General features: G+C 64.6%; 21 protein-coding genes. 2 read left to right on the top strand and 19 right to left on the bottom strand.

Annotated features, from left to right (window positions below; all coding sequences use genetic code 11):
• Positions 1 to 10: 10 nt before the first annotated feature.
• From TSA1_RS24685 to TSA1_RS24665, 5 genes are all read right to left on the bottom strand, one after another.
• On the bottom strand, positions 11 to 607 hold the full coding sequence (locus TSA1_RS24685) for a glutathione S-transferase family protein (protein WP_100178606.1): 597 nt from the start codon (positions 605 to 607) through the stop codon (positions 11 to 13).
• 116 nt (positions 608 to 723) lie between these two features.
• Complete coding sequence (locus tag TSA1_RS24680) at positions 724 to 1,638, bottom strand: hypothetical protein (RefSeq protein WP_245448405.1); 915 nt, start codon at positions 1,636 to 1,638, stop codon at positions 724 to 726.
• Positions 1,639 to 1,674: 36 nt separating this feature from the next.
• Positions 1,675 to 2,508, bottom strand: coding sequence for a hypothetical protein (locus TSA1_RS24675; protein ID WP_100178605.1), 834 nt, complete (start codon positions 2,506 to 2,508; stop codon positions 1,675 to 1,677).
• A gap of 90 nt (positions 2,509 to 2,598) precedes the next feature.
• The gene (locus tag TSA1_RS24670) at positions 2,599 to 3,060 is read right to left on the bottom strand and encodes a GNAT family N-acetyltransferase (RefSeq protein WP_100178604.1); all 462 of its coding nucleotides are present in this window, start codon (positions 3,058 to 3,060) and stop codon (positions 2,599 to 2,601) included.
• A 7-nt stretch (positions 3,061 to 3,067) separates the two neighbouring features.
• The gene (locus TSA1_RS24665) at positions 3,068 to 3,994 is read right to left on the bottom strand and encodes a hydrogen peroxide-inducible genes activator (RefSeq protein WP_100178603.1); all 927 of its coding nucleotides are present in this window, start codon (positions 3,992 to 3,994) and stop codon (positions 3,068 to 3,070) included.
• A gap of 115 nt (positions 3,995 to 4,109) precedes the next feature.
• On the opposite strand from TSA1_RS24665, the gene katG reads away from it, so the two are divergent.
• Positions 4,110 to 6,284 carry a catalase/peroxidase HPI gene (gene katG, locus TSA1_RS24660; RefSeq protein WP_100178602.1) on the top strand — a complete coding sequence of 725 codons (2,175 nt, stop codon included), beginning with the start codon at positions 4,110 to 4,112 and terminating at the stop codon, positions 6,282 to 6,284.
• 121 nt (positions 6,285 to 6,405) lie between these two features.
• On the opposite strand, the gene pnp is transcribed toward katG, so the two are convergent.
• The 8 genes from pnp to rimP form a co-directional block, all read right to left on the bottom strand.
• Entirely contained in the window at positions 6,406 to 8,562 is a 2,157-nt protein-coding gene (gene pnp, locus TSA1_RS24655) for a polyribonucleotide nucleotidyltransferase (RefSeq protein ID WP_100178601.1), read from the bottom strand.
• A 377-nt stretch (positions 8,563 to 8,939) separates the two neighbouring features.
• Positions 8,940 to 9,209, bottom strand: coding sequence for a 30S ribosomal protein S15 (gene rpsO, locus TSA1_RS24650; protein WP_018644188.1), 270 nt, complete (start codon positions 9,207 to 9,209; stop codon positions 8,940 to 8,942).
• A 2-nt stretch (positions 9,210 to 9,211) separates the two neighbouring features.
• Positions 9,212 to 10,333: a tRNA pseudouridine(55) synthase TruB gene (gene truB / locus TSA1_RS24645; protein WP_174719058.1), complete on the bottom strand. Its 1,122-nt coding sequence runs from the start codon at positions 10,331 to 10,333 to the stop codon at positions 9,212 to 9,214.
• The gene (gene rbfA / locus TSA1_RS24640) at positions 10,330 to 10,788 is read right to left on the bottom strand and encodes a 30S ribosome-binding factor RbfA (RefSeq protein WP_100178600.1); all 459 of its coding nucleotides are present in this window, start codon (positions 10,786 to 10,788) and stop codon (positions 10,330 to 10,332) included. The genes truB and rbfA overlap by 4 nt, the downstream gene beginning before the upstream one ends.
• A 155-nt stretch (positions 10,789 to 10,943) precedes the next feature.
• The gene (infB, locus tag TSA1_RS24635) at positions 10,944 to 13,649 is read right to left on the bottom strand and encodes a translation initiation factor IF-2 (RefSeq protein WP_100178599.1); all 2,706 of its coding nucleotides are present in this window, start codon (positions 13,647 to 13,649) and stop codon (positions 10,944 to 10,946) included.
• Positions 13,650 to 13,719: 70 nt separating this feature from the next.
• Positions 13,720 to 14,403, bottom strand: a complete 684-nt coding sequence (locus TSA1_RS24630) for an RNA-binding protein (protein ID WP_100178598.1) — start codon at positions 14,401 to 14,403, stop codon at positions 13,720 to 13,722.
• A gap of 22 nt (positions 14,404 to 14,425) precedes the next feature.
• A complete protein-coding gene (gene nusA / locus TSA1_RS24625) occupies positions 14,426 to 16,036 on the bottom strand; it encodes a transcription termination factor NusA (protein WP_100178597.1) in 1,611 nt (536 codons plus the stop codon).
• 2 nt (positions 16,037 to 16,038) lie between these two features.
• A complete protein-coding gene (rimP, locus tag TSA1_RS24620; RefSeq protein ID WP_100178596.1) occupies positions 16,039 to 16,797 on the bottom strand; it encodes a ribosome maturation factor RimP in 759 nt (252 codons plus the stop codon).
• A gap of 373 nt (positions 16,798 to 17,170) precedes the next feature.
• On the opposite strand from rimP, the gene TSA1_RS24615 reads away from it, so the two are divergent.
• On the top strand, positions 17,171 to 18,253 hold the full coding sequence (locus tag TSA1_RS24615) for a DUF2336 domain-containing protein (protein ID WP_100178595.1): 1,083 nt from the start codon (positions 17,171 to 17,173) through the stop codon (positions 18,251 to 18,253).
• A gap of 158 nt (positions 18,254 to 18,411) precedes the next feature.
• Here the strand turns inward: TSA1_RS24615 and TSA1_RS24610 are convergent, their stop codons facing one another.
• From TSA1_RS24610 to ybeY, 6 genes are all read right to left on the bottom strand, one after another.
• The gene (locus TSA1_RS24610) at positions 18,412 to 19,125 is read right to left on the bottom strand and encodes a tRNA (guanine(46)-N(7))-methyltransferase TrmB (RefSeq protein ID WP_100178594.1); all 714 of its coding nucleotides are present in this window, start codon (positions 19,123 to 19,125) and stop codon (positions 18,412 to 18,414) included.
• Entirely contained in the window at positions 19,122 to 20,279 is a 1,158-nt protein-coding gene (locus TSA1_RS24605; RefSeq protein ID WP_100178593.1) for a M20 family metallopeptidase, read from the bottom strand. Before TSA1_RS24605 ends, TSA1_RS24610 begins: the two co-directional genes overlap by 4 nt.
• An 86-nt stretch (positions 20,280 to 20,365) precedes the next feature.
• On the bottom strand, positions 20,366 to 20,779 hold the full coding sequence (locus tag TSA1_RS24600; protein ID WP_018319423.1) for a helix-turn-helix domain-containing protein: 414 nt from the start codon (positions 20,777 to 20,779) through the stop codon (positions 20,366 to 20,368).
• Positions 20,780 to 21,001: 222 nt separating this feature from the next.
• Positions 21,002 to 22,615 (bottom strand): apolipoprotein N-acyltransferase, encoded by a 1,614-nt coding sequence (lnt, locus tag TSA1_RS24595; protein WP_100178592.1) that lies wholly within the window; start codon positions 22,613 to 22,615, stop codon positions 21,002 to 21,004.
• Positions 22,612 to 23,730, bottom strand: coding sequence for a hemolysin family protein (locus TSA1_RS24590; RefSeq protein ID WP_245448404.1), 1,119 nt, complete (start codon positions 23,728 to 23,730; stop codon positions 22,612 to 22,614). The genes lnt and TSA1_RS24590 overlap by 4 nt, the downstream gene beginning before the upstream one ends.
• Position 23,731: 1 nt before the next feature.
• Positions 23,732 to 24,220, bottom strand: a complete 489-nt coding sequence (gene ybeY / locus TSA1_RS24585) for an rRNA maturation RNase YbeY (RefSeq protein ID WP_245448403.1) — start codon at positions 24,218 to 24,220, stop codon at positions 23,732 to 23,734.
• Between the last annotated feature and the right edge of the window lie 11 nt (positions 24,221 to 24,231).

Raw genomic sequence — 24,231 nt, 5'->3', positions numbered from 1 at the left:
CGCGGCGTCCTCAGCCCGCCGCGATCTTCTCCGCGCGCTGGAATGCCGGCCGCGCCAGACAACGCGCCAGATAGGCATCGAAGGCCGGGCGCGACGGCACCATTTTGAACTGGCGCACTGCGAAGTTCAGGCCCGAGCCGATCGTGACGTCGGCCGCGGAAAATTCCTCGCCGAGAATCCACGGTCCCTTGGCGAGCGCGGCTTCCAGCACGTCGAACACCTGTGTCGCGCTGCCCCAGGCCGCGGTCGATGTCGGGATCTCGATCTTGGTGAAGATCTGGATGATGGCGGGCTCGATGCAGCCGGGAGAAAAGAATAGCCACTGCAGATACCGTCCGCGGCGCGGGTCGGTCACATCAGGCGCCAGCTTGGTCTCGGGATAGCGGTCGGCGATGTAGGCGCAGATCGCGGCCGCTTCGCCGAGTGCGACATCGCCGTCGGTGAGCGCCGGCACCTTGCCCATCGGGTTGATTTTCAGAAAGTCCGGTGCCTTCTGCGCGCCGGTCGAGATGTCGGTCAGCACGCGCTCATAGGGCAGGCCGCTCTCCTCCATCAGCCAGAGCGTCGTGAACGAGCGCGAGCGGGGCGACCAATAGAGCTTGATCATGGCGCGGAACCTTTCATCGGCGGAAGGCCAACAGCGCGCAATTCATGCCGCGTTTGCCGCGCATTCGCAACGCACTACGCCTAGCCAGAAGCCAACCAGCGTGAGCGATATGTGGGTCAACGTTGTTCAGTGTCCCTTTGGCGTGCTGCTGGTCGACGTCCAAGCAAGAGCGGCAACGTCTTGTCGAGGCTTTCCGCCAGCATGGCGCGCACGCCGTCGCGCATTGCGGAATTGTCGGCGGCATCTTCAGGGCGCGTTGGAAACGATTCTGCGGGCAACTCGCGATAAGGGCCGCCGACGAGCTTGCCCAAAAACCTCTGCACCGCCAGCGAATGATCCAGGTTGATCAGCGCAGAGCTCCGTCTGACGATGGCAAAGTCGCGCCCGTCAAAGATACGGATAAACGCCAGGGCGTGGAGAAAGATGCGACGTCCGAGCACCACGTCCTGGTTGAGGATGCCGAAGCCGCGGACCGTATAGCTTGATGACCCGATCGGACTGATTGAATTGAGGATCTGGATGTAGTGTCGGCAATTCGTTCCTTTCACGGCCTCGCGCATGTATCCGGCCAGCTCCGCGTTGGGATCGCGGACCAACCTGTCTTTCAACGTGTCCTTTGACTCATCGCGGGGAGGAAATTTCGCCGGGTTGTAGGGGATTCTCAGAGCGGACGCGCCGGCAGGGATCGCGGCGCGAGTCCGCGCGAAGATCAGATCGCTCAGTCCCCAGCCTGGGATCGGGACCACCGTCTTCTTGTTCTGAAATATGGTCAGGCCGGTCGTCTGCACCGTGAACTCATCGCCGGTGGTGACGACGACACCGAAGTCGCACGAGCCGCCGGCCATAGGAGCGGGCTTGCCCGTCGCTTCACGCCGCGTGGTTAGCTTACCATTGGCTTGTTTGACTGTTGTTTGTGCCGTCTCCGGTAGGGCTTGTGCCGAAGCCTGAGTTGAAAAACACCATAGGATGATCGTAATGGCGAGCAGCCGGGCGATGATGCTGAATATGGCTGTGTTCGCAGGCGCAGCCAAACTTGATCCTTTGGCGCGTCGTGTCGGCAAGGGCGCTTACTCTTCCTTTAGATAGCCGGGGAGGTTCCGGTCGAGCCGTTCTACGACGAGCGCACGCGTCCTCTCGCGCAACGCCGCGTTGGTCGAAGCTGTTTCGGGCGGATCTGGGAATAGAGAATTGTCGAGCTTCGTGATCGGGTCTTCAAACAGACGCATGCTTGTGGCGAGGTTCGCGCCGATATCCGTAAGGGGGCGCTTGATCTGTTCGTAGCTGCGGCCGTCAATCAACGTGATCGCAACATTGGCGAAAAGGTGTGAGTGCCGAATCAAGCTGCCGAGCCGCTGGTTGTAGGTGCCGATGCCGTTCAGCGTCATGTTCGAGTTCGGCAGCTTCGTCTTGAAAGTGGTCGCGACGAGATAGCGATCGCAATTCGCATTCGCGGTGAACCCCTTCACGATCACCGGCAGAGTCTCTTTGGGGTCCGGGATGAAGATCGCCTTCGCATGATAGAACGGATCGAAGGCGCCCTTGGGATAAGCGATCCTGCGTATCGAGGAATCGTTGTTCGTTGCCGCGCGCACGCGCGCGAAAACGAGATCATCGAGACCCCAGTCGATCGGGACCTCCTCTGCTTCCGCCTCGAAGATTGTCACGCCGAACTTCTGTACGGAGTAATGCTCGCCGATTGCCGAGATTACGCCGAGACGGCACGGACCGCTGGTCATCTGCTCGGCAGGTTTGACTGCCGCAGTTTTCGGCTTCGTCGCGGCTTTCTTGACGGTCGGCTTTGAGGGAGACGTGGGTGGCGCGGTGGTTGCAGGAGGAGTTTGAGCTGCTGCCAGAGCTAGAGAAGACAGCAAAACGATCGCGGAAGCAGCAGATCGAATCATGGATTCCAGGACATCAGCAGCGAGAGAATATCGATCACCCACCCTAGATTAGGACGGTGACAACCGCAAGCTGCACCAGGAGATCGCCGCTTATCCGGCCGACTGCCGCTTCCACCGATAGTACTTCATCATGAAGCCGTTCGACGGCTCGATCTCTTCCTTCTCGAACACAAAGCCCTCGCGCTCGTACCAGCGCCAGGCCTTCTCGTTCTCGCGGACGCAGCGCAGGTACATCTCCTGGGGCATTTTCGCGCGCGTGAATGCCAGCAGCTTTCGGCCGAGCGATTTCCCTTGATAGGCCGGCGCAACGAAAAGCATGTCGAGATAGAGCCTCGGCACATGCAGCGCCAGCATGGCGGCGATCGTGCCGTGATCGTCGGCGACGAACAGGCTCCACCCGTCATTGATCTCGTGCCTGATGCGCGCGCGAAGGTTTGCCAGCAGGAAATCGCTCGCTTCGCCCAGTCCGGTCGAGACCCAGCTCTCCATCCAGACGCGGCCGACCTCGTCGTACTCCTCTGGGCGGGCGGGGCGGATGACGGGCTGCGGCATCGCGAGCTTATGCTCGCTGGCTGCGCACGGATTGCCGTGCGCGCACCTTGCCGGCCGACAGGCACACCACTTCCGAGATTTGCAGCAGCTGCCGTGCCAGCGGGCTGGTCTTGCGCCAGACCATGCCGATGGTGCGGGATGGTTGCGGGTCGCGGAAGCGCGCCAGCGAGACTGAGGCCGATCGCGTCTCCACCGGCACCGCCATCTCCGGGATCAACGTCACGCCGATGCCGGCGCTCACCATCTGGACCAGCGTCGACAGCGAATTGGCGTCCAGCATCTCGCGCGGCGGCGCCGACTGCATGTTGCAGAACGACAGCGCCTGATCGCGGAAACAGTGTCCCTCTTCGAGGAGCAGCAGCCGCATCTCGCGCATCATCTCGCGCGAGGGCACTGGCGTGCCTTCATCGGATCCCGGGCGCACCAGCAGAAACTTTTCATCGAACAGCGCGACCTCGGTGAGCGAGGGCTCGGACACCGGCAGTGCCACGATCGCGGTGTCGAGCCGCCCTTCCACCAGTTCCTGGATCAGGCGCGGCGTCATGGTCTCGCGCACCCGGATGTCGAGCTCGGGATGCATGCGCGTGAGATTCTTTGTGATCTTGGGCAGGAGATAGGGCGCAATCGTCGGGATCATGCCGATGCGCAGGCGCCCCGCGAAACGGTCCTGCGAGGCGCGGGCGAAATCGCCGAGCTCATCGACCGAGCGCAAAATGTCGCGGACGCGCTGCGCGAGCTCCTCGCCGAACCGGGTCAGCGCCACCTGGCGCGCGCTGCGCTCCAGCAGCAGGCCGCCGAGCGCCTCCTCCAACTCCTTGATCTGCATCGACAAGGCCGGCTGCGAGATGGAGCAGGCCTCCGCGGCGCGGCCGAAATGACCATGACGGGCTAGCGCATCGAAATACCGGAGCTGGCGCAGCGTGACGTTCAGCATCAGCAAATCTTATTGCAGCGATCATTAAAGTCAACTTCCCCTGATCGAACGCGACGCCTAGAGTGGTTCTACCTGGTCAAAAGGCGCGAGTTCGACGCCACCAGAGGAGGTATTCATGGACGACTCTTCGAAGTGCCCGTTTTCGGGCGGAAAGCCCACGCGCGTGAACCGCGACTGGTGGCCGACGCAGCTCAACATTGAGGTCCTGCACAAGAATTCCGCCCTGTCCGACCCCATGGGCAAGGATTTCGACTACGCCAAGGAATTCAAGACGCTCGATCTCAACGCGGTCATCAAGGACCTGACCGCGCTGATGACCGACTCGCAGGAATGGTGGCCGGCCGACTTCGGTCACTACGGCGGTCTCATGATCCGCATGGCCTGGCACAGCGCGGGCACCTATCGCACCACCGACGGCCGCGGCGGCGCCGGCGCCGGTCAGCAACGTTTCGCGCCGCTCAACAGCTGGCCCGACAACGCCAACCTCGACAAGGCGCGCCGGCTGCTCTGGCCGATCAAGCAGAAATATGGCCGCAAGATCTCCTGGGCCGACCTGATGGTGCTCGCCGGCAACGTCGCGCTGGAATCGATGGGCTTCAAGACGTTTGGCTTTGCGGGCGGTCGCGCCGACGTCTGGGAGCCGGAAGAGCTTTATTGGGGTCCCGAAGGCACCTGGCTGGGCGATGAGCGCTACAGCGGCGAACGCCAGCTCGCCGAGCCGCTCGGCGCCGTGCAGATGGGCCTGATCTACGTCAACCCGGAAGGCCCGAACGGCAAGCCGGATCCGGTCGCCGCGGCCAAGGACATCCGCGAGACCTTCGCCCGCATGGCGATGAACGACGAAGAGACCGTCGCGCTGATCGCCGGCGGCCACACCTTCGGCAAGACCCACGGCGCGGGCGATCCGTCGCTGGTCGGTCCGGAGCCGGAAGCGGGCGCGCTGGAAGATCAGGGCCTCGGCTGGAAGAGCAAGCATGCTTCGGGACGTGGTGGCGATTCCATCACCAGCGGTCTTGAGGTGACCTGGACCTCGTCGCCCACGAAGTGGAGCAATAATTTCTTCTGGAATTTGTTCGGCTACGAGTGGGAGCTGACCAAGAGCCCGGGTGGTGCACATCAGTGGACGCCAAAAGGTGGCGCCGGCGCCAATACGGTGCCGGACGCGCACGATCCGTCGAAGCGCCACGCTCCGGGAATGCTGACGACCGACCTCTCGCTGCGCTTCGATCCGGCCTATGAGAAGATCTCGCGTCGTTTCCTGGAAAATCCCGATCAGTTCGCGGACGCCTTCGCCCGCGCCTGGTTCAAGCTCACCCATCGCGACATGGGCCCGATCCAGCGCTATCTCGGCCCTCTGGTGCCGAAGGAGACGCTGATCTGGCAGGATCCGATTCCGGCCGTGGATCACGAACTGGCCAGCGAGCAGGACATCGCTGCGCTGAAGAGCAAGATCCTGGCTTCCGGCCTTTCGGTCTCCGAGCTGGTCTCGACGGCGTGGGCGTCGGCCTCGACATTCCGCGGCTCGGACAAGCGCGGCGGCGCCAACGGCGCGCGCATCCGTCTTGCCCCGCAGAAGGACTGGGAGGTGAACCAGCCGGCCCAGCTCGCCAAGGTGCTCGGCAAGCTGGAAGCGATCCAGAAGGACTTCAACGCGTCCTCGGGCGCCAAGAAGGTCTCGCTCGCGGACCTCATCGTCCTCGGCGGCACCGCCGCGGTCGAGAAGGCCGCGAAGGATGCCGGGGTCGACGTCAAGGTTGCGTTCACCCCGGGTCGCATGGATGCCTCGCAGGAGCAGACGGACGCAGCCTCCTTCGCTCCGCTGGAGCCGCGGGCCGATGGCTTCCGCAACTATGTCGGCAAGAAGCATCAGTTCATGCAGCAGGAAGAAGCGCTCGTCGATCGTGCCCAGCTGCTCAGGCTCACCGGCCCGGAAATGACCGTCCTGGTCGGCGGTCTGCGCGTGCTCGGCGCCAATGCGAACGGGTCGAAGCACGGTGTCTTCACCAAGACGGTGGGAACGCTCTCCAACGACTTCTTCGTCAACCTGCTCGACATGAGCGCGCAGTGGACGCCGGTCGCCGACGGCAGCTACGAGGCCCGCGATCGCAAGACCAATGCGGTGAAGTGGACCGGCACGCGCGTCGATCTGATCTTCGGCGCGCACTCGCAGCTCCGCGCCTTCGCCGAAGTCTATGCGACCTCGGACTCCAAGGAGAAGTTCGTGCAGGACTTCGCCAAGGCCTGGACCAAGGTGATGAACCTCGACCGCTACGACATCGTGGCGTCCTGACGCGGCGGTGCTCCACCTCTCCCGCGTGCGTGCGGGAGAGGGGGCGCAAATTGCCCGGAGCGGCACAAACAAAAGGGCGGCCTTTCGGCCGCCCTTCGTGTTTCTGGCAGTCCAGCGAAGCTTACTCGCCGGCGGCTTCGCGCGGGGCCTTCTCGCCCTCGCCGCCCTTGCCTTCGAGGTCTTCGCCGGTGACCTGGTCGACCACCTTCATCGACAGGCGGGTCTTGCCGCGGTCGTCGAAGCCGAGCAGCTTGACCTTGACCTTGTCGCCTTCCTTGACGACGTCGGAGGTCTTCTGCACGCGGTTGGCGGCGAGCTGGCTGATGTGGACGAGGCCGTCCTTGGAGCCGAAGAAGTTCACGAACGCGCCGAACTCCATCACCTTGACGACGGTGCCGTCATAGATCTGGCCGACTTCCGGATCGGACGCGATCGACTTGATCCACTTGATCGCGGCCTTCATCGCCTCGCCATCGGAGGAGGCGACCTTCACGGTGCCGTCGTCCTCGATGTTGACCTTGGCGCCGGTCTTCTCGACGATCTCGCGGATCACCTTGCCGCCGGTGCCGATCACTTCGCGGATCTTGTCGGTGGCGATCTTGAAGGTCTCGATGCGCGGCGCGTATTCGCCGAGCTCGGCGCGGGCGTTGGTCAGCGCCTTGGCCATCTCGCCGAGGATGTGGATACGGCCATCCTTGGCCTGGGCCAGCGCCACCTTCATGATCTCTTCGGTGATGCCCTCGATCTTGATGTCCATCTGGAGCGAGGTGATGCCCGCTTCCGTGCCGGCCACCTTGAAGTCCATGTCGCCGAGATGGTCCTCGTCGCCGAGGATGTCCGAGAGCACCGCAAAGCGCTTGTCTTCGAGGATCAAGCCCATCGCGATGCCCGCGGTCGGCCGCTTCAACGGCACGCCGGCATCCATCAGCGCGAGCGAGGCGCCGCAGACCGAAGCCATCGAGGACGAGCCGTTCGATTCAGTGATCTCCGACACCACGCGCGTGGTGTAGGGGAACTCGTGGTGCGGCGGCAGCACCGGGTGGATCGCGCGCCAGGCGAGCTTGCCGTGGCCGATCTCGCGGCGCTTGGTGCCGCCGAGGCGACCGGTCTCACCGACCGAGTAGGGAGGGAAGTTGTAGTGCAGCAGGAACGTCTCTTTGTACGTTCCCGACAGCGCGTCGATGTACTGCTCGTCCTCGCCGGTGCCGAGCGTGGTCACGACCAGCGCCTGGGTCTCGCCGCGGGTGAACAGCGCAGAGCCGTGGGCGCGGGGCAGCACGCCGACTTCGGCGACGATGTTGCGCACGGTCTTGCTGTCGCGGCCGTCGATGCGCTTGCCGGTGTCGAGGATGTTCCAGCGAACGATCTTGGCCTCGAGTTCCTTGAACACCGCGGAGATGCGCAGCTTGTCGTATTTCGGCTCCTGCCCTTCGGGGAAGTAATGGGCGATCACCTTCTCCTTGACCTTGCCGACCGCGGCGTAGCGATCCTGCTTGACCGGGATGGCGTAGGCGGCGCGCAGCTCCTGCTCGACGAGGCCGAGCATCTCCTTCTCGAGCGCGGAATTGTCGATGACGGTGACTTCGCGCGGCTCCTTGGCGGCCTTCTCGGCGAGCTCGATGATGGCGTTGATCACCGGCTGGAAGTGACGGTGACCGAACATCACCGCGCCGAGCATGATGTCCTCGTTCAACTCCTTGGCTTCCGACTCCACCATCAGCACGGCGTCGGCGGTGCCGGCGACGACCAGGTCGAGCTGGGTGTCGACCATCTCGTCGAGCGTCGGGTTGAGGATGAACTCGTCATTGGCGAAGCCGACGCGGGCGGCGCCGATCGGGCCCTTGAAGGGCGCGCCGGACAGGGTCAGCGCGGCGGACGAAGCCACCAGCGCGACGATGTCAGGGTCGTTCTCCATGTCGTGCGAGAGCACGGTGACGATCACCTGGGTCTCGTTGCGCCAGCCGTCGACGAACAGCGGACGGATCGGACGGTCGATCAGGCGGGAGACCAGCGTCTCCTTCTCGGTCGGACGTCCCTCACGCTTGAAATAGCCGCCGGGGATGCGGCCCGCAGCGTAGGTCTTCTCCTGGTAGTCGACGGTCAGCGGCAGGAAGTCGACGCCTTCGCGCGGCGCCTTCGCCGCGACGACGGTGGCGAGCACGACGGTCTCGCCATAGGTGGCGACGACGGCGCCATCGGCCTGACGGGCGATCTTGCCGGTTTCCAGCTTGAGAGTGCGTCCACCCCAGTCGATCTCGACCGAATGCTTATTGAACATAGATGTCTTCTTTCATGGGTTCTCGAAAGAAGGACGGCTCGAAAAACAAAAACCATGCGCAAGATTGCGGGGCGCTGATCGAAGCGGGTGATCAGCGTCCTGCGATCCTGCCATGGTTTTTGGATTTCGGATGGCGTCCATCCTTTCGGGTCATACGGGCGCCTTGCCCGTTGTGCCCAGCCGCCGGATTGCTGCTGGACTGTCAGTCGGCACGAGCGCGAACACCGAAACTTAGGTCTTCGCTCATCATGCCCCGGATCCGAATCGTCAACGATCCACATCCGGCGTGCGCGCAGCTTCGATCAAAAGGCCTTAAATAAACGCTCTCGCTCGAAACCACGCACGAAAACGCGCGCCGGTGGCGCGCGTGGGAACACTTAGCGACGAATGTTGTGCTTCTCGAGCAGAGCCTTGTAACGCGCCTCGTCCCGCTTCTTCAGGTAGTCGAGCAGCGAGCGGCGGGTCGAGACCAGCTTCAAGAGGCCACGACGCGAATGGTTGTCCTTCACGTGGGTCTTGAAGTGGTTGGTCAGGTTGTTGATGCGCTCCGACAGGATCGCGACCTGAACCTCCGGCGAGCCGGTGTCGCCGGCCTTGGTGGCATTCGTCTTGATGACTTCCGCTTTGCGTTCTGCGGCAATCGACATCGTCAATTTCTCTCGTTGCGACCGGGGCTGGCAGTCAGGCCGGTCAGGTTGAACACACGCTTGGGGATGATTTCGCCATTGCCAACTTCAGCAAGCGCCAAAAGACGGCCTGCCACCGTGACATAGACTGTGCCGCTACAAGTGGGCGCATCCCGTCCGCGCAACAAAACGGCCTGGCCCCGATGGAGCCTTGCCGCATCAGCCCGAGTGACGGCCAGTGCCGGGATGTCGTCCAGCGCGGTCTCAACGGGCATAAGCGCGTCCGCGAGGCTACCCTCGCCGGACGCGGCTCTATCGCACAAAGCCTCCAGCTGATCCAGCGGAATCATGTCGTTTTCGCCAAATGGGCCGACCAGGGTCCGCCGGAGCGCGCAGATATGGCCGTAAGTGCCGAGAATCCGGCCCATATCGCGGGCCAGCGCGCGGACATAGGTGCCCTTGCCGCACTCGGCCTCGAACACGGCCCGGTCGTTATCCGGTTGATCCACAAGGGTTAAATGGTGAATCTCGACCGGACGGGGCGCCAATTCCACGACCTCGCCGTCGCGGGCGAGGTCATAGGCCCGCTCGCCCTGGACCTTGATCGCCGAATAGCGCGGCGGGATCTGCTCGATGACCCCGGTAAAGCGCGGCAGGAGGGCCAGGATGGCCTCCCGGGTCGGACGCTGGTCGGAGGTCGCGGTGACCCGGCCTTCGATGTCGTCGGTGTCGCGCTCCTCGCCCCAGCACACCGTGAACTGGTAGCGCTTGCGGCCGTCCATGACGAAGGGAACGGTCTTGGTGGCTTCACCGAGCGCGATCGGCAGCCCGCCCGAGGCGAGCGGATCGAGCGTGCCGGCATGTCCGGCGCGCTTGGCGTTGAACAGGCGCTTGAGCACGGCAACCGCCTGCGTCGAGGTCATGCCGATCGGCTTGTCGAGCACGACCCAGCCATGGACGTCGCGCCGATCGCGGCGAACCTGGTTGCCCTTCTGCTTGTTGTTGGCACGCGGATCGTTGTTGACGCGGCGCGGCTCGTGATGCGGCTGAGTATTGCCGCCCATGTCCGCAAAATTATTCTTCTGCACGTCGCGCTGATCGGCCTGTTCGCCGCTGATCGTGTCGTGAGCCGGGTCCATCGTCATCGTTCTTCTTCCCGATCCGTCTCCGGATCCTGTTCCAAGTCCTGTTTGGAGTCCTGTTCGAGGTCCTTCTGCACCGCAGGTGTTCGCAAAAGCTTCTCGATCCGTTCCGCTTCGTCGAATCGTTCGTCGACGCGGAAGCGAATGTCAGGTGCAAATTTCAGGTTAACGCGCCGCGCGACTTCGCCGCGCAGGAACTTCTTGTTGCGTTCGAGCGCAGCGATGACGATGTCGGTGTCGCGGCCACCGAGCGGCATCACATAGACTGTCGCGAGCTTCAGGTCGGGCGACATCCGCACCTCCGGCACGGTGATGATGTGACCTTCGAGGTCAGCATCATGCACATTGCCTTGCGCCAGAATATCGGCCATCGCGTGGCGAACCTGCTCGCCGACGCGCAACTGACGTTGCGAGCCTCCGCCGGGGACGGAACTCTTCTTCTGATGATGGCGTGGCATTCTCGAAAATCACCTCGTCATGCCCGTGCTTGGAACACGGGCATTGTCATTTGTCCTGTTGAAACGAAGAGGGGTGGATGGCCGGAAACAATCCGGCCATCGCACTCCCGCAATTTCAGTTCAAAAAGATCCGGGCGCTTCGGTAAGATTTGGACTTACAGGGAGCGCTGGATCGTCTCCACGCGGTAACACTCGATCACGTCACCGGCACGCATGTCGTGGTAGTTCTCGAAGGCCATGCCGCATTCCTGACCGGACTGGACTTCCTTCACTTCGTCCTTGAAGCGCTTCAGCGTCGACAGCTTGCCTTCGTGCACGACGACGTTGTCGCGGATCAGGCGCACATTGGCGCCGCGTTCCACGGTGCCGTCGGTGACGCGGCAGCCGGCGACCTTGCCGACCTTGGAGATGTTGAAGATCTCCAGGATCGACGCGTTGCCGAGCATGGTTTCGCGCAGGGTCGGCGCGAGCAGGCCGCTCATCGCCTTCTTCACGTCGTCCACGAGATCGTAGATGATGTTGTAGTAGCGGATCTCGATGCCGTTGCGCTTGGCGGCCGCAGCGGCCTCCTTGTTGGCGCGAACCGAGAAACCGATGATCGCGGCGTTGAAGCCCTCGGCCAGCGTCACGTCGGATTCCGAGATGCCGCCGACGCCGGCATGCAGGATGCGGGCTGCGACTTCGTCGGTGCCGAGCTTCTCCAGCGAGCCGAGGATCGCTTCCAGCGAGCCCTGCACGTCGGCCTTGATGATCAGCGGGAATTCCTTGCGGCCCGCGGTCTTCAACTGCGACATCATCTGCTCGAGCGAGCCGCGCATGCCGGAGATCGAGGCAGCCGCATTCTCGCGCTTCTGGTGCGCGCGGTAGCTGGTGACCTGGCGGGCGCGGGCTTCGTTCTCGACCACGGCGAGACGGTCGCCGGCTTCCGGCGGACCGTTGAAACCGAGCACTTCGACCGGCACCGAGGGGCCGGCTTCCTGCACGGTTTCGCCCTGATCCGAGATCAGCGCGCGGACGCGGCCCATCTCGGCGCCCGCGACGATGATGTCGCCGACCCGGAGCGTACCGCGCTGGACCAGCACGGTCGCGACCGGACCGCGGCCGCGGTCGAGCTTGGCCTCGATCACGGTGCCCTCGGCCGGCCGTTCCGAATTGGTCTTGAGGTCGAGGATGTCGGCCTGGAGCGCGATCATCTCCAGCAGCTTGTCGAGGTTGGTCTTGTTCTTGGCGGACACTTCGACGTCGACGACGTCGCCGCCGAACGATTCGACCTGCACCTCGTGCTGGAGCAGCTCGGTGCGCACGCGCTCGGGCTTGGCGTCGGGCTTGTCGATCTTGTTGATGGCAACGATGATCGGCACCCGCGCCGCCTTGGCGTGGTTGATGGCTTCGACCGTCTGCGGCATCACGCCGTCATCGGCCGCGACCACCAGCACGACGATGTCGGTGACCTTGGCGCCGCGGGCGCGCATCGCGGTGAACGCGGCGTGGCCGGGCGTGTCGATGAAGGTGATCTTCTTGCCGCTTTCGGGCGAGACGACCTGATAGGCGCCGATATGCTGGGTGATGCCGCCGGCCTCGCCGGAGACCACGTTGGCATGACGGAGCGCGTCGAGCAGCGAGGTCTTGCCGTGGTCGACGTGACCCATCACGGTCACGACAGGCGAACGCGTCTCGGTGTCGGTGGAATCGTCGACCTGGTCGAACAGACCCTCCTCGACGTCCGAGGCGGCGACGCGCTTGACGGTGTGGCCCAGCTCTTCGGCGATCAGCTGCGCGGTGTCGGCGTCGATCACGTCGGTGATCTTGTGCATCGCGCCCTGCTTCATCAGCATGCGGATGACGTCGACCGCACGTTCGGCCATGCGGTTGGCGAGTTCCTGGATGGTGATCGCTTCAGGAATCACCACCTCGCGGATCAGCTTTTCCTTGGGCTCGTTCGAGGCGTGGCCCTTCAGACGCTGGGTGCGGCGGCGGAACGAGGCGATCGAACGCTCGCGCACCTCGTCGGCATTGAGCGCGGTGACCACCGTGAGGCGGCCGCGCTCTTTCTGCGGGCCGGGCTTGTGGGTGGTCTTGGGGGCTGCCGCAGGACGTGCAGCGCCGCCGGGACCGCGACGGATCTGACGCGGACCATCGTCCTCGTCTGGTCCAGCGGCAACCGCGGGCGCGCGACCGAGCGGTCCGCCGGCCGGACGCTGCGTGGTGGTTCCTGGGCGGGCCGTCGTCGCTCCCGGGCGAGCCGTCGTGGCGCCAGGCCGCGGCGCGGGCGCGCCGGGGCGCGCTGCAGGAGCGGCCGGGGCTGCTGCCGCGGCAGCGGGGCGCGAGGCGGATTGCGGTTGCTCGCCTTCGCCAAAACGCTTCTTGGCCTCGGTCTCGGCCTTGCGCTTGGCCTCGTCCTCGTGACGGTGGCGCTCTTCCTCGGCCTTGCGGCGGGATTCGGCGGCTTCGCGCTCGGCGCGTTCAGCGGCTTCGCGAACAGCGCGGCGCTGAGCCTCTTCCTCGGCCTGGCGACGCTCTTCGACTTCGCGAACTTTCGCATCGGCCAGCGCGCTGGCGCGGGCGGAGCGCTCGTCCTCGGTCAGCGTACGCAGCACCACGCCGGAGCCGGCATTGCGCGGCGGCGCGGGACGCGACGGAGCGGGTGCAGGCGCAGCCGGCGCGGGCTTCGCCACCTCGGCGGCCTGTGGCTCAGGAGTGCCGTCGACGCGGCGCTTGCCGCGCTTCTCGACCAGCACCTGCTTGCTGCGGCCATGGGCGAAGCTCTGGCGCACAGTGCCCGTTTCGACGCGCGGCTTGAGCGATAGCGTCTTGCTCGGAACGCTCAGCTTCTTGTCGCCAGGGGTCTTGGTATCAACCATTCAGCAGTCCTAATCCTGATTTATCAGTGTTGTGCGTTGCCGCACCGTCCAATCGGGTCGTCGTTGTCTCTCAGAAATCCTGGCCGTGCTTTTCAGCAGTCTTGTCATCGTCCGCCATCCGGTATCGGACCAGCATCTGGCTACGTGACAGGAATGACTTGCTCGCCGGGCCCGCGAGCAGGGCAGCATGTATCACATTTGACCGGGTTAGTGCCAAATCCAATTCTACCGATTTCAGGGCGGTCACGACGGGAATCTGCGGCTTGGCGCCGCGATTTCCGGCATTTTGACGCGCCAGCATGTCCAATTTGCGGATTCCGTCCGCAGCCCCGTCGCTGGCGTGGATCAGGACCTCGGCCGTGCCCTCCCCAAGGGCGCTTTCGACCTTGCCGAAGCCGGCCACGACCTGGCCCGCCTTGGCGGCGATCCCAAGGGCTTCGGTGACGCTCCGAACCAGGAGCGCCTCGATGTCGGCGGGAAGCGTCTGAGGGATGCGCAGCTCGCGCTTGAAGGCCTTGCTAAATTGGTGACGCCGCACGGCTTCCGCAACCACCTCGCGTGAGGCGGTCACCCACATGCCGCGTCCGGGCAGCTTGCGTTTGAGATCGGGAACTATTTCGCCTTGGGGGGATACGACGAAGCGAATCAGTTCGTCGATCGGCCGGACCTGCCGACTGACCGCGCACATCCGCATGGTCGCGGACCTTTCGGTCCGCGGGCCATTGTCGAGTTCGTGGTCAGTGTCTGCGAGCATCCGGACGACATTCTCCTTGCCCTTAAGCCGGCTGATCTTCAGTCGCTTCAGCCTCTTCGGCGGGCTTGGCGAGATCGGCCTCGGTGATCCAGCCGGCCTTGACGCGGGCCTGCATGATCATCGCTTCGGCATCGTCACGGGAGATCTCGATGCCGTCCAGGGCGCCCGGGAATTTGGTCTGTTCGCCGCCTTCCTTGCGCTCGGTCCAGCCGACCAGATCGTCGGTGGCGCAGCCCGCGAGGTCCTCGACCGTCTTGATGTCGTTCTCGCCGAACTTCACCAGCATCTTGGATGTGACGCCGGGCACATCCTTGACGGCGTCCTCGACACCGAGCTCCTTGCGCCTCGCCTCGATCTCCGCTTCCTGCTGCTCGAGATATTCGCGGGCACGGCTCTGCAGCTCCTGCGCGGTCTCCTCGTCGAAACCCTCGATGCCAGCGAGTTCCTTGAGGTCCACCATGGCGAGTTCCTCGACCGAGGTGAAGCCCTCGGACGCCAGCAGCTGGCCGACCACTTCGTCGACGTTGAGCGATTCCATGAAGACGCGAGTGGAGTTCTCGAAGTCGGCCTGGCGGCGCTCCGATTCCTCCTGCTCGGTCAGGATGTCGATGTCCCAGCCGGTGAGCTGCGAGGCCAGACGCACGTTCTGGCCGCGGCGGCCGATCGCCAGCGAGAGCTGGTTGTTGGTGTCGGGCACCACGACCTCGATGCGCTCGCGGTCCTCGTCGATGACGACCTTGGAGACTTCGGCCGGCGCCAGCGCGTTGACCACGAAAGTCGCGATGTCGGGCGACCACGGGATGATGTCGATCTTCTCGCCCTGCAATTCGTTCACCACGGCCTGCACGCGCGAGCCGCGCATACCGACGCAGGCGCCGACCGGATCCACCGAGGAATCGCGGGAAATTACGCCGATTTTCGCGCGCGAGCCCGGATCGCGGGCAACCGCCTTGATCTCGACGATGCCGTCATAGATTTCCGGCACTTCCTGCGCGAACAGCTTCGCCATGAACTGCGGATGGGTGCGGGAGAGGAAGATCTGCGGACCGCGCGTCTCGCGGCGGACGTCGAAGATGTAGGCGCGGACGCGGTCGCCGTTGCGGAACACTTCGCGCGGCAGCATCTCGTCGCGGCGGATGATGGCTTCGCCGCGGCCGAGGTCGACGATCACGCTGCCATATTCGACGCGCTTGACGACGCCGTTGACGATGTCGCCGATGCGGTCCTTGAATTCCTGGTACTGCCGGTCGCGCTCGGCCTCGCGCACCTTCTGCACGATCACCTGCTTGGCCGACTGCGCGGCGATACGGCCGTATTCCAGCGGCGGCAGGGTGTCGGCGATGGTGTCGCCGACCTGGGCGCCGGGATTGGCGCGCTGCGCGTCGACCAGCGAGATCTGGTTGGAATGGTTCTCGACCTTGTCGACCACCAGCATGTGGCGCGACAGCCGCAACTCGCCCTTCTTCGGGTCGATCTCGGCGTGAACGTCAGTCTCGCTGCCGTAACGGGCCCGCGCCGCCTTGGCGATGGCGTCCTCCATCGCCGCGATGACGATGCCGCGGTCGATCGATTTCTCGCGCGCAACGGCGTCGGCGATCTGGAGCAATTCAAGTCGATTGGCGCTGACTGCCATGGCTAGTCTCCTTGGTCAGGATCGATCTCGCCGCGCCGCGCGCGTTCGGCGGCAAGGCGATGTTTCTTGGTGTTGGTCGGGGCCGGCTTCTTTTTCGCCGGCTTGGTGTTCTTGGTGATCTTCGCGCTGATCTCAGCGTGCGGTGCAGCCGGCGGCTCCAGTCCGAGATCGCGGCGCATCTGACGCTCCTGCGCCTTGCCGCGGCGCATGGATTCCGCGATCAGCTCGTCGGTCAGCACCAGCCGTGCCTCGCTGATGTCTTCCATCCTCAGGAGAACGTCGGGATTGTCGCTCGTCTTGACGTCGTCGCGACGCAGGTGCACCCGGTCGCCCTCGACGGCACCGAGCGTGCCACGGAACCGCTTGCGTCCCTCGTGGGCGACGGCCATGTCGATCTTCACCAGATGGCCGGAATAACGCTCGAAATCAGAGCGGCGCACCAGCGGCCGGTCGATCCCCGGCGAGGAGATTTCCAGCCGGTAGGCCCGGTCGATGGGGTCGGCGACGTCGAGCACGGGCGACAACGCCCGCGAGATCGCCTCGCAATCCTCGAGCTGCATCGAGCCGTCCGGCCGCTCGGCCATGATCTGCACGGTGCAGCCGGCCTCACCGGAGATGCGGATCCGCACCAGCCGGTAGCCCATGCCCTCGAGCACCGGACCTGCGACCGCAGACACACGTGCCGCCACGCCCGGCTCGACCACGAGCCTCGGCTCGGCCAGCAACTCGGCATCGGTGGAACCAGTGTTCGGTTCGGTCATAACAGGGGTCAAGGCGCTCGTTGGATAGGGCTTGAGGTTAAGGCTTGGTTAAGATGTCAAAGCCGCTTTGGAACTCTTCCCGACACGCGTCGGGCCGCATCTTCCGCCAAGCCGCGTTCAGGTAATAAAAAAGAGCGGGTCCTTTCGGGCCCACTCTCCTACGCGGATCGTATGAGAAGATGAATTGACGCTGATATAGCGCTTTCTCTCCCCTTGGACAAGGCCCATCGCGGGCCAAACGAGGCTTTTTGCGCCCGATTCGCGGCGTCCCGGGCCTAACGCTTCCTTCACCTCGGGGGGCTAAATTCCCTGATTGTGGGGCGGCTTGGACCAAGGGCGCGCCCGCGGCGTGCCCCCTTCGAGTTGCGTTTTCATGACCGTTGCCACGTCGCTCATTCCCGGACTGGACGATATCGTCAAACGCGGCGATCCGCGGCGACGCGGCGAGATCGCGCGCGCCATCTCCGAACTGTTCTTCCAGGATTCCGCCAATCTTCGTCCCGAGCTCATCGATCTCTTCGACAATCTCCTGATCGATCTCGTGCCGCATGCGGAGCTTGCCTCGCGCGTGGACCTGGCCGAGCGCTTCTCGCACCTGAACAACGCGCCGCCGCATCTGGTCAATCAGCTTGCGCACGAAAACGAGATCATGGTGGCCGGCCCGGTGCTGCGCCGCTCGCCCGTGCTCGGCGATGCCGCGCTGGTCGAGATCGCGCGACTGAAGGGGCAGGGCCATCTGCTGGCGATGACCGAGCGCCCCGCATTGTCGACCGAGATCACCGACGTGCTGGTCGAGCGCGGCGATCGCGACGTGGTGCGCCGTGCCGCGGGCAATGCCGGCGCGGCGTTCTCGCCCGGCAGCTATTCCGAGCTCATCAAGCGTGCCGCGCAGGACGGCGTGCTGACGCTCAAGATCGGCCAGCGTACCGATCTTTCGGGTGAGAACCTGAAGCAGCTTCTCGACGGCACGCTCGACGTCATCCGCCGCCGCCTCTCCAGCGTCGTCAATCCCGCGCGCCAGGTCGAGATCAAGCGCGCGATGGCGGCGATCGAGGAAGCTGCGCTGCCGCCGGGACCGCGGCGCGATTTCTCGGGAGCCCAGCGTACGGTGCTGACCTTGCAGCGCGAGGGCCATCTCGGCGAGAGCGCGCTGCTCGGCTTCGCCAAGGCGAACAAGTACGAGGAATCGATCGCCTCGCTCTCGGCGATGTCCGGCGTCCGCCTCTCGGTTCTCGACCGCCTGGTTTCAGGCGACCGTTGCGATCCGCTTCTCATCGTCGGCCGCGTGCTGAATCTGGGCTGGCCCACGGTGCGCGCGCTCATCCTGCTCTGGTACGGTCCGCATCGCACGCCGGCCGACGCCGATATCGAGACCGCGCGCGTGAACTTCACGCGCCTGATGCCGACGACCGCCGAGCGGGTCGTGAATTTCTGGCGCAACCGGCAGACCATCTAGCTCCGCGCTCAGTCATTGCGAGCGCAGCGCAATTGTCGCGGGCGCCTCGCAATGACGGCTAGAGCTTCGGTTCTGACTGAATCTGAACCGAAGCTCTAGATTCTTGTTTTGACGCGTTTTCTTCACGCGAACCGGCGTCCACTTCGCTCGAAAACGCTCTAACCAACTCGCCTGAACCGCAAGTAAGCCGCCTTGCGCCCTTCGCGCGCGGCCTTCCGGCCGTAGCGGGTCATGGTATAGCCGGCCCATGGCTGCCTGAAATCGTCGGCGCGCTCGGCAGGCCAGACGAAGTCCTGCGAACGCGCAAGATGCGACAGCGTCCAGGCGCAGTAATCGTCGATATCGCAGACGAAGCGGAATTCACCGTTCGGCTTCAGCACGCGCGCCATCGCGGCGATCGTCCTGTCCTGGACGAAGCGCCGTTTCCAGTGCCGCCGCTTCGGCCAGGGATCGGGATGTATCAGGTCGATCCGTGACAGTGATGCCTCAGGCAGCCAGGCCAGCAGCTCGGCGGCGTCGCCGGCGAACAGGCGGATGTTGCCGATATTGGCGGCCTCGATCTGCGCGAGGATCTTTGCCATGCCGTTGACGTAAGGCTCGCAGCCGATGAAGCCGGTCGTGGCGAAGGTCTGTGCCTCGGCCGCGAGATGCTCGCCGCCGCCGAAGCCGATCTCGAGCCGCACATCTTCGATTGCGGGGCCAAAGATCTCGCGCGCGTCCGCCGGCGTCTCACCGTCGATGTCGAGCGCGAGATGCGGCAGCAGATGATCGATCAGCTCGGCCTGGTGCTGCCTGAGCTTGTGGCCCTTGCGGCGCCCGAAGAAGGCGCGCTCGCTGTCGTCGCGATCGGGATCTGATTTGCGCTCGCTCATCGCAGGGTCTGATACAGGCGATGGAGCAGCCGCGCACGCGGCGCGAGCGAGGAGATGTAGAGCTGCTCATAATGGGTGTGAGCGCCCTTGCCGTCGACGCCGAGCCCGTCGAGCGTTGCGGTATGCGGCGCGGTGAAATTGCCGTCCGAGCCGCCGCCGGTGTGGGTGTCGATCAGCTCGAAGCCGATCTCGCCGGCGAGCGTCTTCGCGTGCTCGAACAGCGAGGCGCCTGCATTGCTCTTCTCGTAGGGCGGACGGTTGAGCTCGCCCGCGACGGTCACGGTGACGCCGTCGGTCTTCGAGGTCAAAGCGAGGATCCTGCCGACGAACTCGTCTGCGTCCTTGAGGCTCACGACGCGCAGATCGACCTCGGCATAGGCCTCCTCCGGCGTGACGTTGGGGCGCGTGCCGCCGCGCACAACGCCGACATTGACGGTGACGCCGCGCTTCAGGTCGTTCATCCCTTCCAGTGCCAGGATGACATTGGCGAGCTCGCGCACCGCGCTGCGGCCGTCTTCGGGCCGCGAGCCGGCATGCGCCGGCACGCCTTTGACGAATACCCGGAAGCGTCCGACGCCCTTGCGTCCGGTGACGATCTTGCCGCCGTCTCGCGCCGGCTCCGTCACCAGCACATATTTGGCCCTGCGCCCTTCCTGCTCGATCAGCGCGCGCGAGGTCGGGCTGCCGATCTCCTCGTCGGAGGTGAACAGGTGGGTGATGCCGAGCGGCGAACGATCGCCGTCGGCGCAGAGGGCACGAAACGCGTGATGGGCGATGTAGGCGCCGCCTTTCATGTCGTAGATACCGGGACCGAACGCGACGTCGCCTTCGACCTTGAACGGCAGGCGCTCGATGAATCCCATGGGATGGACAGTATCGAGGTGGCTCAGCACAAGGATGCCCGGCTGGTCCTGGCCCCAATTCGAGCGCGCCATGAGATGATCGCCGCAGCCATCGACGCCTGCGACGCGCTCAAGCGTGACCGGCAGATCGCGGTATTGCTCGGCGACCACCGAGACCAGCTCGTTGACCTGTTCAGGCGCTTCCGTCGGCGTCTCGATCTCCACCCAGCGGCGGATGCCATCGAGAATGGTTTGGGAATCGAACCAATTGTACCTGGTCATGGGCGCATCTGTGCCTTTGAATCGCATCATCGGGGCGGACGCGCGTCAAGCCGCGGCCACAAATGACGACATAGGCCAGATTTCACGCCGTCTCAAATCGCCATCGAGATGGCGCCTCAGCGCTTGTCGGGACCTTCGCGGGCTGCGATCTGCTCGACGAGATCGACGATCGAGCGGCGCATCTTCGAATCGGTGATTCGCGTGAACGCCTTGGTCAAGGCCAAGCCCTCGGAAGTCGCGAGGAAATCCGAGACGTAAGACGGCGAGGCGCCTTCGCTGAAGCCATCCGGCCCGGGCACGCCGCTCGGGCCGCCCTCGAACAGGAATGACACCGGCACCTGCAGAATCTCGGCGATCTGCTGGATACGGCTCGCGCCGACCCGGTTGGTGCCCTTCTCGTATTTCTGAATCTGCTGGAAAGTCAGGCCTAAAGCTTCACCGAGCTTTTCCTGGCTCATGCCCAACATGATGCGGCGCATGCGCACGCGACTGCCGACATATTTGTCAACAGGGTTGGGCGCTTTCGACATTTCCTCAGCCCTCCAAACACCACCTTAAGCGCAATCAATTGGAGTGCCTCAGGTGCAAGCAACGTCAAATCAAACCCTGTTATTGGGAAACATTGCGGAGAAATTTAGCAACGCACCACTGTCTTTTGCAGCGGGTGCAGAATGGGGAGCCTGCGTGCAGTCTGTCAACCGTGGGACTACGGTTGTCAAAAGCTTCCGGCCGCGCTGCTGGGAAGGTCGCGATCAGCGCTGCGGCCGGGCGACACGCCGGCGGACGGCCAGAAACACGGCCACCGCGACGAGCATGGCGGCGGGCACGTCGCCCACGCGCGCATAGACGGTTGGCGGGATCGCGGCGGGCAGGCTTGCATCCAAAATGCCTTCGATTCCGAGTCCGAGGCTGGCAACGGTGCGGCCCACCGGATCAATCACCGCGGAGACGCCTGTATTGGCAGAACGGACCAGCGGCAATCCGAGCTCGATCGCGCGCATCCGCGACTGCTCCAGATGCTGATAAGGGCCGGTCGAGATGCCGAACCAGCCGTCATTGGTGAGGTTCACGATCCAGCCCGGACGTTCGTTGCGTCCCGCAACTTCGCCGGGAAAGATTGCTTCGTAACAGATCAGCGGCAGCGCGGGCGGTGCGCTGGGGACCGGCAGCGCATGCCGCACCGTGCCGGGAATGAAGCCCCCGCGCACACGCGTCAGTTGCTCGAAGCCGAGTTTCTCCATCAAAGCCTGATAGGGAAGAAATTCGCCGAACGGCACCAGATGCAGCTTGTCATAGACCGCAAGCACGCTGCCGTCATGATCAATCACATAGATCGAATTATAGGCACGCGTGATCGGCGTGCCCCGCGGCAGATCGGGCGCGCGGACCGAGCCCGTGATCAGCACGGTGCCTTTCGGCAGGAGATCGGCGATCTCTGCCATCGCGTCGGCTTCGCGAGTCAGGAAGAACGGAAATGCGGATTCGGGCCAGATCAGGATGGTGGCATCGCGCACGCCGGTGGATTGCGGGCCGGAGGCACGGTCCGACAGGGCGAGGTACTTCTTCATCACTTCCGCCTTGGCGGCGTAGTTGAATTTCGCGTCCTGCTGGAGGTTTGGCTGCATCAGGCGCAGCTTGGCGCCCGATACCATCGTGGTGGGATGCAGCGACAGGCGGATCGCGCCGAAGATGCTCATGACAATCAACAGCGCAATTGCCGCCGCCGGCACGCGCCATTGCAGGCGGCGATCGGGCGTGCGGTCGATCAGCGTCGCGGGGCTGGCGAAGATCGCAACCGTCAGGAAGGTCATGCCCCACAGGCCGATCAGCGAGGCCGTCTGCGCCAGCGGCAGCGGCTCGGACAGCGCATAGCCGAACGCGTTCCAGGGAAAGCCGGTCAGCGCGTGGCCGCGCAGCCATTCGCTCAACGTGAGGCTTGCCGCGAGTGCGAGCACGCGGGTGGCGTTCTTGGTCCAGAGCAGGCGCGCCAGCGCAAAGCCGATGGCCGTGAAGATGGACAGATAAGCCGGCAGGCCGAGTACGGCGAACGGCGTCAGCCAGGCGAACACGTCGGCATCGACGAAGAAGGCGTAGCCGATCCAGTACAGGCCGGGGACGAAATAGCCGAGCCCGAACCAGTAGCCGGTCAGCGCGGCAGCGGGGACGCCGCCATATCGTCCGGCGCCGGTGCCGTCGATCAACCAGACCAGCACTGGAAAGGTGATGAACAGCACTGGAAAGACATTGAATGGCGCCAGCGCCAGCACCGACAGCGCGCCGCACCCCATCGCGATGACGGCGCGCTTCCATCCCCAGGTGAGGATGATGGCAAGCGCGATCTGCCGAACTCGCTGCAGCGGGCTCACTGTTGACCGGTCCCGTCGCTTGGCGGCGGGCTCTGCGTGTCGCTGGCGGGCGGCTGGCCGCCGTCGGGCGCGGCCTCGCGGCGGCTTCTCTCGCGCTGGGTCCGCGGCGCGGGCCGTTCCTTGCGCGTCGAGATGCGCAGCCGCTTGACGCGGCGCGGATCGGCATCGAGCACCTCGACCTCGTAAGCGCCGGGGCCGGAGATCACCTCGCCGCGCACCGGCAGGCGCCCGACGAAGCTGACGAGATAGCCGCCAAGCGTCTCGACTTCCTCGCCGGCTTCGCCGGTGACGAAGTCTTCCCCGATCACGGTGCGAACGTCGTCGAGGCTGGCGCGGGCGTCGGCGATGAAGGCGTTGTCGGGCAGGCGCACGATCGAGGGCGGCTCGTCGCTGTCGTGCTCGTCGTCGATCTCGCCGACGATCTGCTCGACGATGTCTTCGAGCGAAACCAGCCCGTCGCTGCCGCCATATTCGTCGACCACCAGCGCGAGGTGAATACGCGTGGCCTGCATCTGCGCGAGCAGGTCGATCGCCCGCATCGAGGGCGGCACGTAGAGCAGCTTGCGGATGATGCGCGCGTCCTCGAGCGGCAGCGCGAGGTCGACGGCCTTCAGATCGAGCCCGGCCGGCAGCGGCTTCTTGCGCTTGGTCTTGGTCGCTTCGGATACGCGCGCGCGCGCCGTCATGAAGGCGAGCAGGTCGCGGATGTGGACGATGCCGACGGGATCGTCGAGCGTCTCGTTGTAGACCACGAGGCGGGAATGGCCGGCGCTCTCGAAGCGGTCCATCAATTCGCCGAGCGGGATGTCCCGCTTCACCGCGACGACGTCGGCGCGATGCACCATGACGTCGGCGATGCGGCGCTCGTGCAGACCGAGGATGTTGCGCAGCATGGTGCGCTCGACCGCCGAGAAACCGGTGTCGTCAGGCGTCGTCGCGTCGAGCACGACCTGAAGGTCGTCGCGCACCGATCCCGCCTTCCAGCCGAACAGCGTGCGGATGGCGCGCAAGAGCCAGCCATCGGCGGTCGGGCGCATCACCTCGCCCTGTGTCACAACGGCCGGCAGGTTGGCCGTGTTGCGCGGATTGTCCTGGATCGGGTCGGACTCCGGCATTTCAATGCGCCCCCGCGCGGTCTGCATAGGGATCGGGGATTCCAAGGTGAGCCAGGATCTGCGTCTCCAGCGCTTCCATCTCCTCGGCGTCGCCATCGTTCTCATGGTCGTAGCCGATCAGGTGCAGGAAGCCGTGCACGGCCAGATGGCTCAAATGGTGGTCGAACGGCTTGTGCTCCTCGTCGGCCTCGCGCCGCATGGTCTCATAGGCGATCGCGATATCGCCGAGCATGCGCGGGGCATCGCCTTCCTTCCACTCCCCCTCCGGCTGGAGTGCGGGAAACGACAGCACGTTGGTCGGCTTGTCGATGCCGCGCCAGTTGCTGTTGAGGGTGCGGATGCCGGCGTCGTCGGTCAGCATCACGGCCACTTCGGCGTCGGCAACGTCTTCGTCGACACCCTCGGCGGCGGCTGCAACCGCGCGCTGGATCACGGCTTCGGAATCGGGCTCGCGCTGCCAGCAATCGGCAACGATGAGGACCTCGGTCATGGGAAGATTGG

Origin of the sequence: Bradyrhizobium nitroreducens, assembly GCF_002776695.1 — a bacterium.
In the GTDB taxonomy this organism is placed as follows: domain Bacteria; phylum Pseudomonadota; class Alphaproteobacteria; order Rhizobiales; family Xanthobacteraceae; genus Bradyrhizobium; species Bradyrhizobium nitroreducens.
This window is presented reverse-complemented; position numbering and strand designations above follow the sequence as displayed.

Bases quoted from the DNA above. Each gene is read 5' to 3' on its own strand.
- nusA (WP_100178597.1), bottom strand. From the start codon at position 16,036: ATGGCAGTCAGCGCCAATCGACTTGAATTGCTCCAGATCGCCGACGCC.
- TSA1_RS24670 (WP_100178604.1), bottom strand. From the start codon at position 3,060: ATGCCGCAGCCCGTCATCCGCCCCGCCCGCCCAGAGGAGTACGACGAG.
- rpsO (WP_018644188.1), bottom strand. From the start codon at position 9,209: ATGTCGATTGCCGCAGAACGCAAAGCGGAAGTCATCAAGACGAATGCC.
- rbfA (WP_100178600.1), bottom strand. From the start codon at position 10,788: ATGCCACGCCATCATCAGAAGAAGAGTTCCGTCCCCGGCGGAGGCTCG.
- TSA1_RS24630 (WP_100178598.1), bottom strand. From the start codon at position 14,403: ATGCTCGCAGACACTGACCACGAACTCGACAATGGCCCGCGGACCGAA.
- infB (WP_100178599.1), bottom strand. From the start codon at position 13,649: ATGGTTGATACCAAGACCCCTGGCGACAAGAAGCTGAGCGTTCCGAGC.
- TSA1_RS24665 (WP_100178603.1), bottom strand. From the start codon at position 3,994: ATGCTGAACGTCACGCTGCGCCAGCTCCGGTATTTCGATGCGCTAGCC.
- TSA1_RS24675 (WP_100178605.1), bottom strand. From the start codon at position 2,508: ATGATTCGATCTGCTGCTTCCGCGATCGTTTTGCTGTCTTCTCTAGCT.
- katG (WP_100178602.1), top strand. From the start codon at position 4,110: ATGGACGACTCTTCGAAGTGCCCGTTTTCGGGCGGAAAGCCCACGCGC.
- TSA1_RS24685 (WP_100178606.1), bottom strand. From the start codon at position 607: ATGATCAAGCTCTATTGGTCGCCCCGCTCGCGCTCGTTCACGACGCTC.
- TSA1_RS24600 (WP_018319423.1), bottom strand. From the start codon at position 20,779: ATGTCGAAAGCGCCCAACCCTGTTGACAAATATGTCGGCAGTCGCGTG.
- TSA1_RS24590 (WP_245448404.1), bottom strand. From the start codon at position 23,730: ATGCCGGAGTCCGACCCGATCCAGGACAATCCGCGCAACACGGCCAAC.
- ybeY (WP_245448403.1), bottom strand. From the start codon at position 24,220: ATGACCGAGGTCCTCATCGTTGCCGATTGCTGGCAGCGCGAGCCCGAT.
- rimP (WP_100178596.1), bottom strand. From the start codon at position 16,797: ATGACCGAACCGAACACTGGTTCCACCGATGCCGAGTTGCTGGCCGAG.
- TSA1_RS24615 (WP_100178595.1), top strand. From the start codon at position 17,171: ATGACCGTTGCCACGTCGCTCATTCCCGGACTGGACGATATCGTCAAA.
- TSA1_RS24610 (WP_100178594.1), bottom strand. From the start codon at position 19,125: ATGAGCGAGCGCAAATCAGATCCCGATCGCGACGACAGCGAGCGCGCC.
- truB (WP_174719058.1), bottom strand. From the start codon at position 10,333: ATGACGATGGACCCGGCTCACGACACGATCAGCGGCGAACAGGCCGAT.
- pnp (WP_100178601.1), bottom strand. From the start codon at position 8,562: ATGTTCAATAAGCATTCGGTCGAGATCGACTGGGGTGGACGCACTCTC.
- TSA1_RS24605 (WP_100178593.1), bottom strand. From the start codon at position 20,279: ATGATGCGATTCAAAGGCACAGATGCGCCCATGACCAGGTACAATTGG.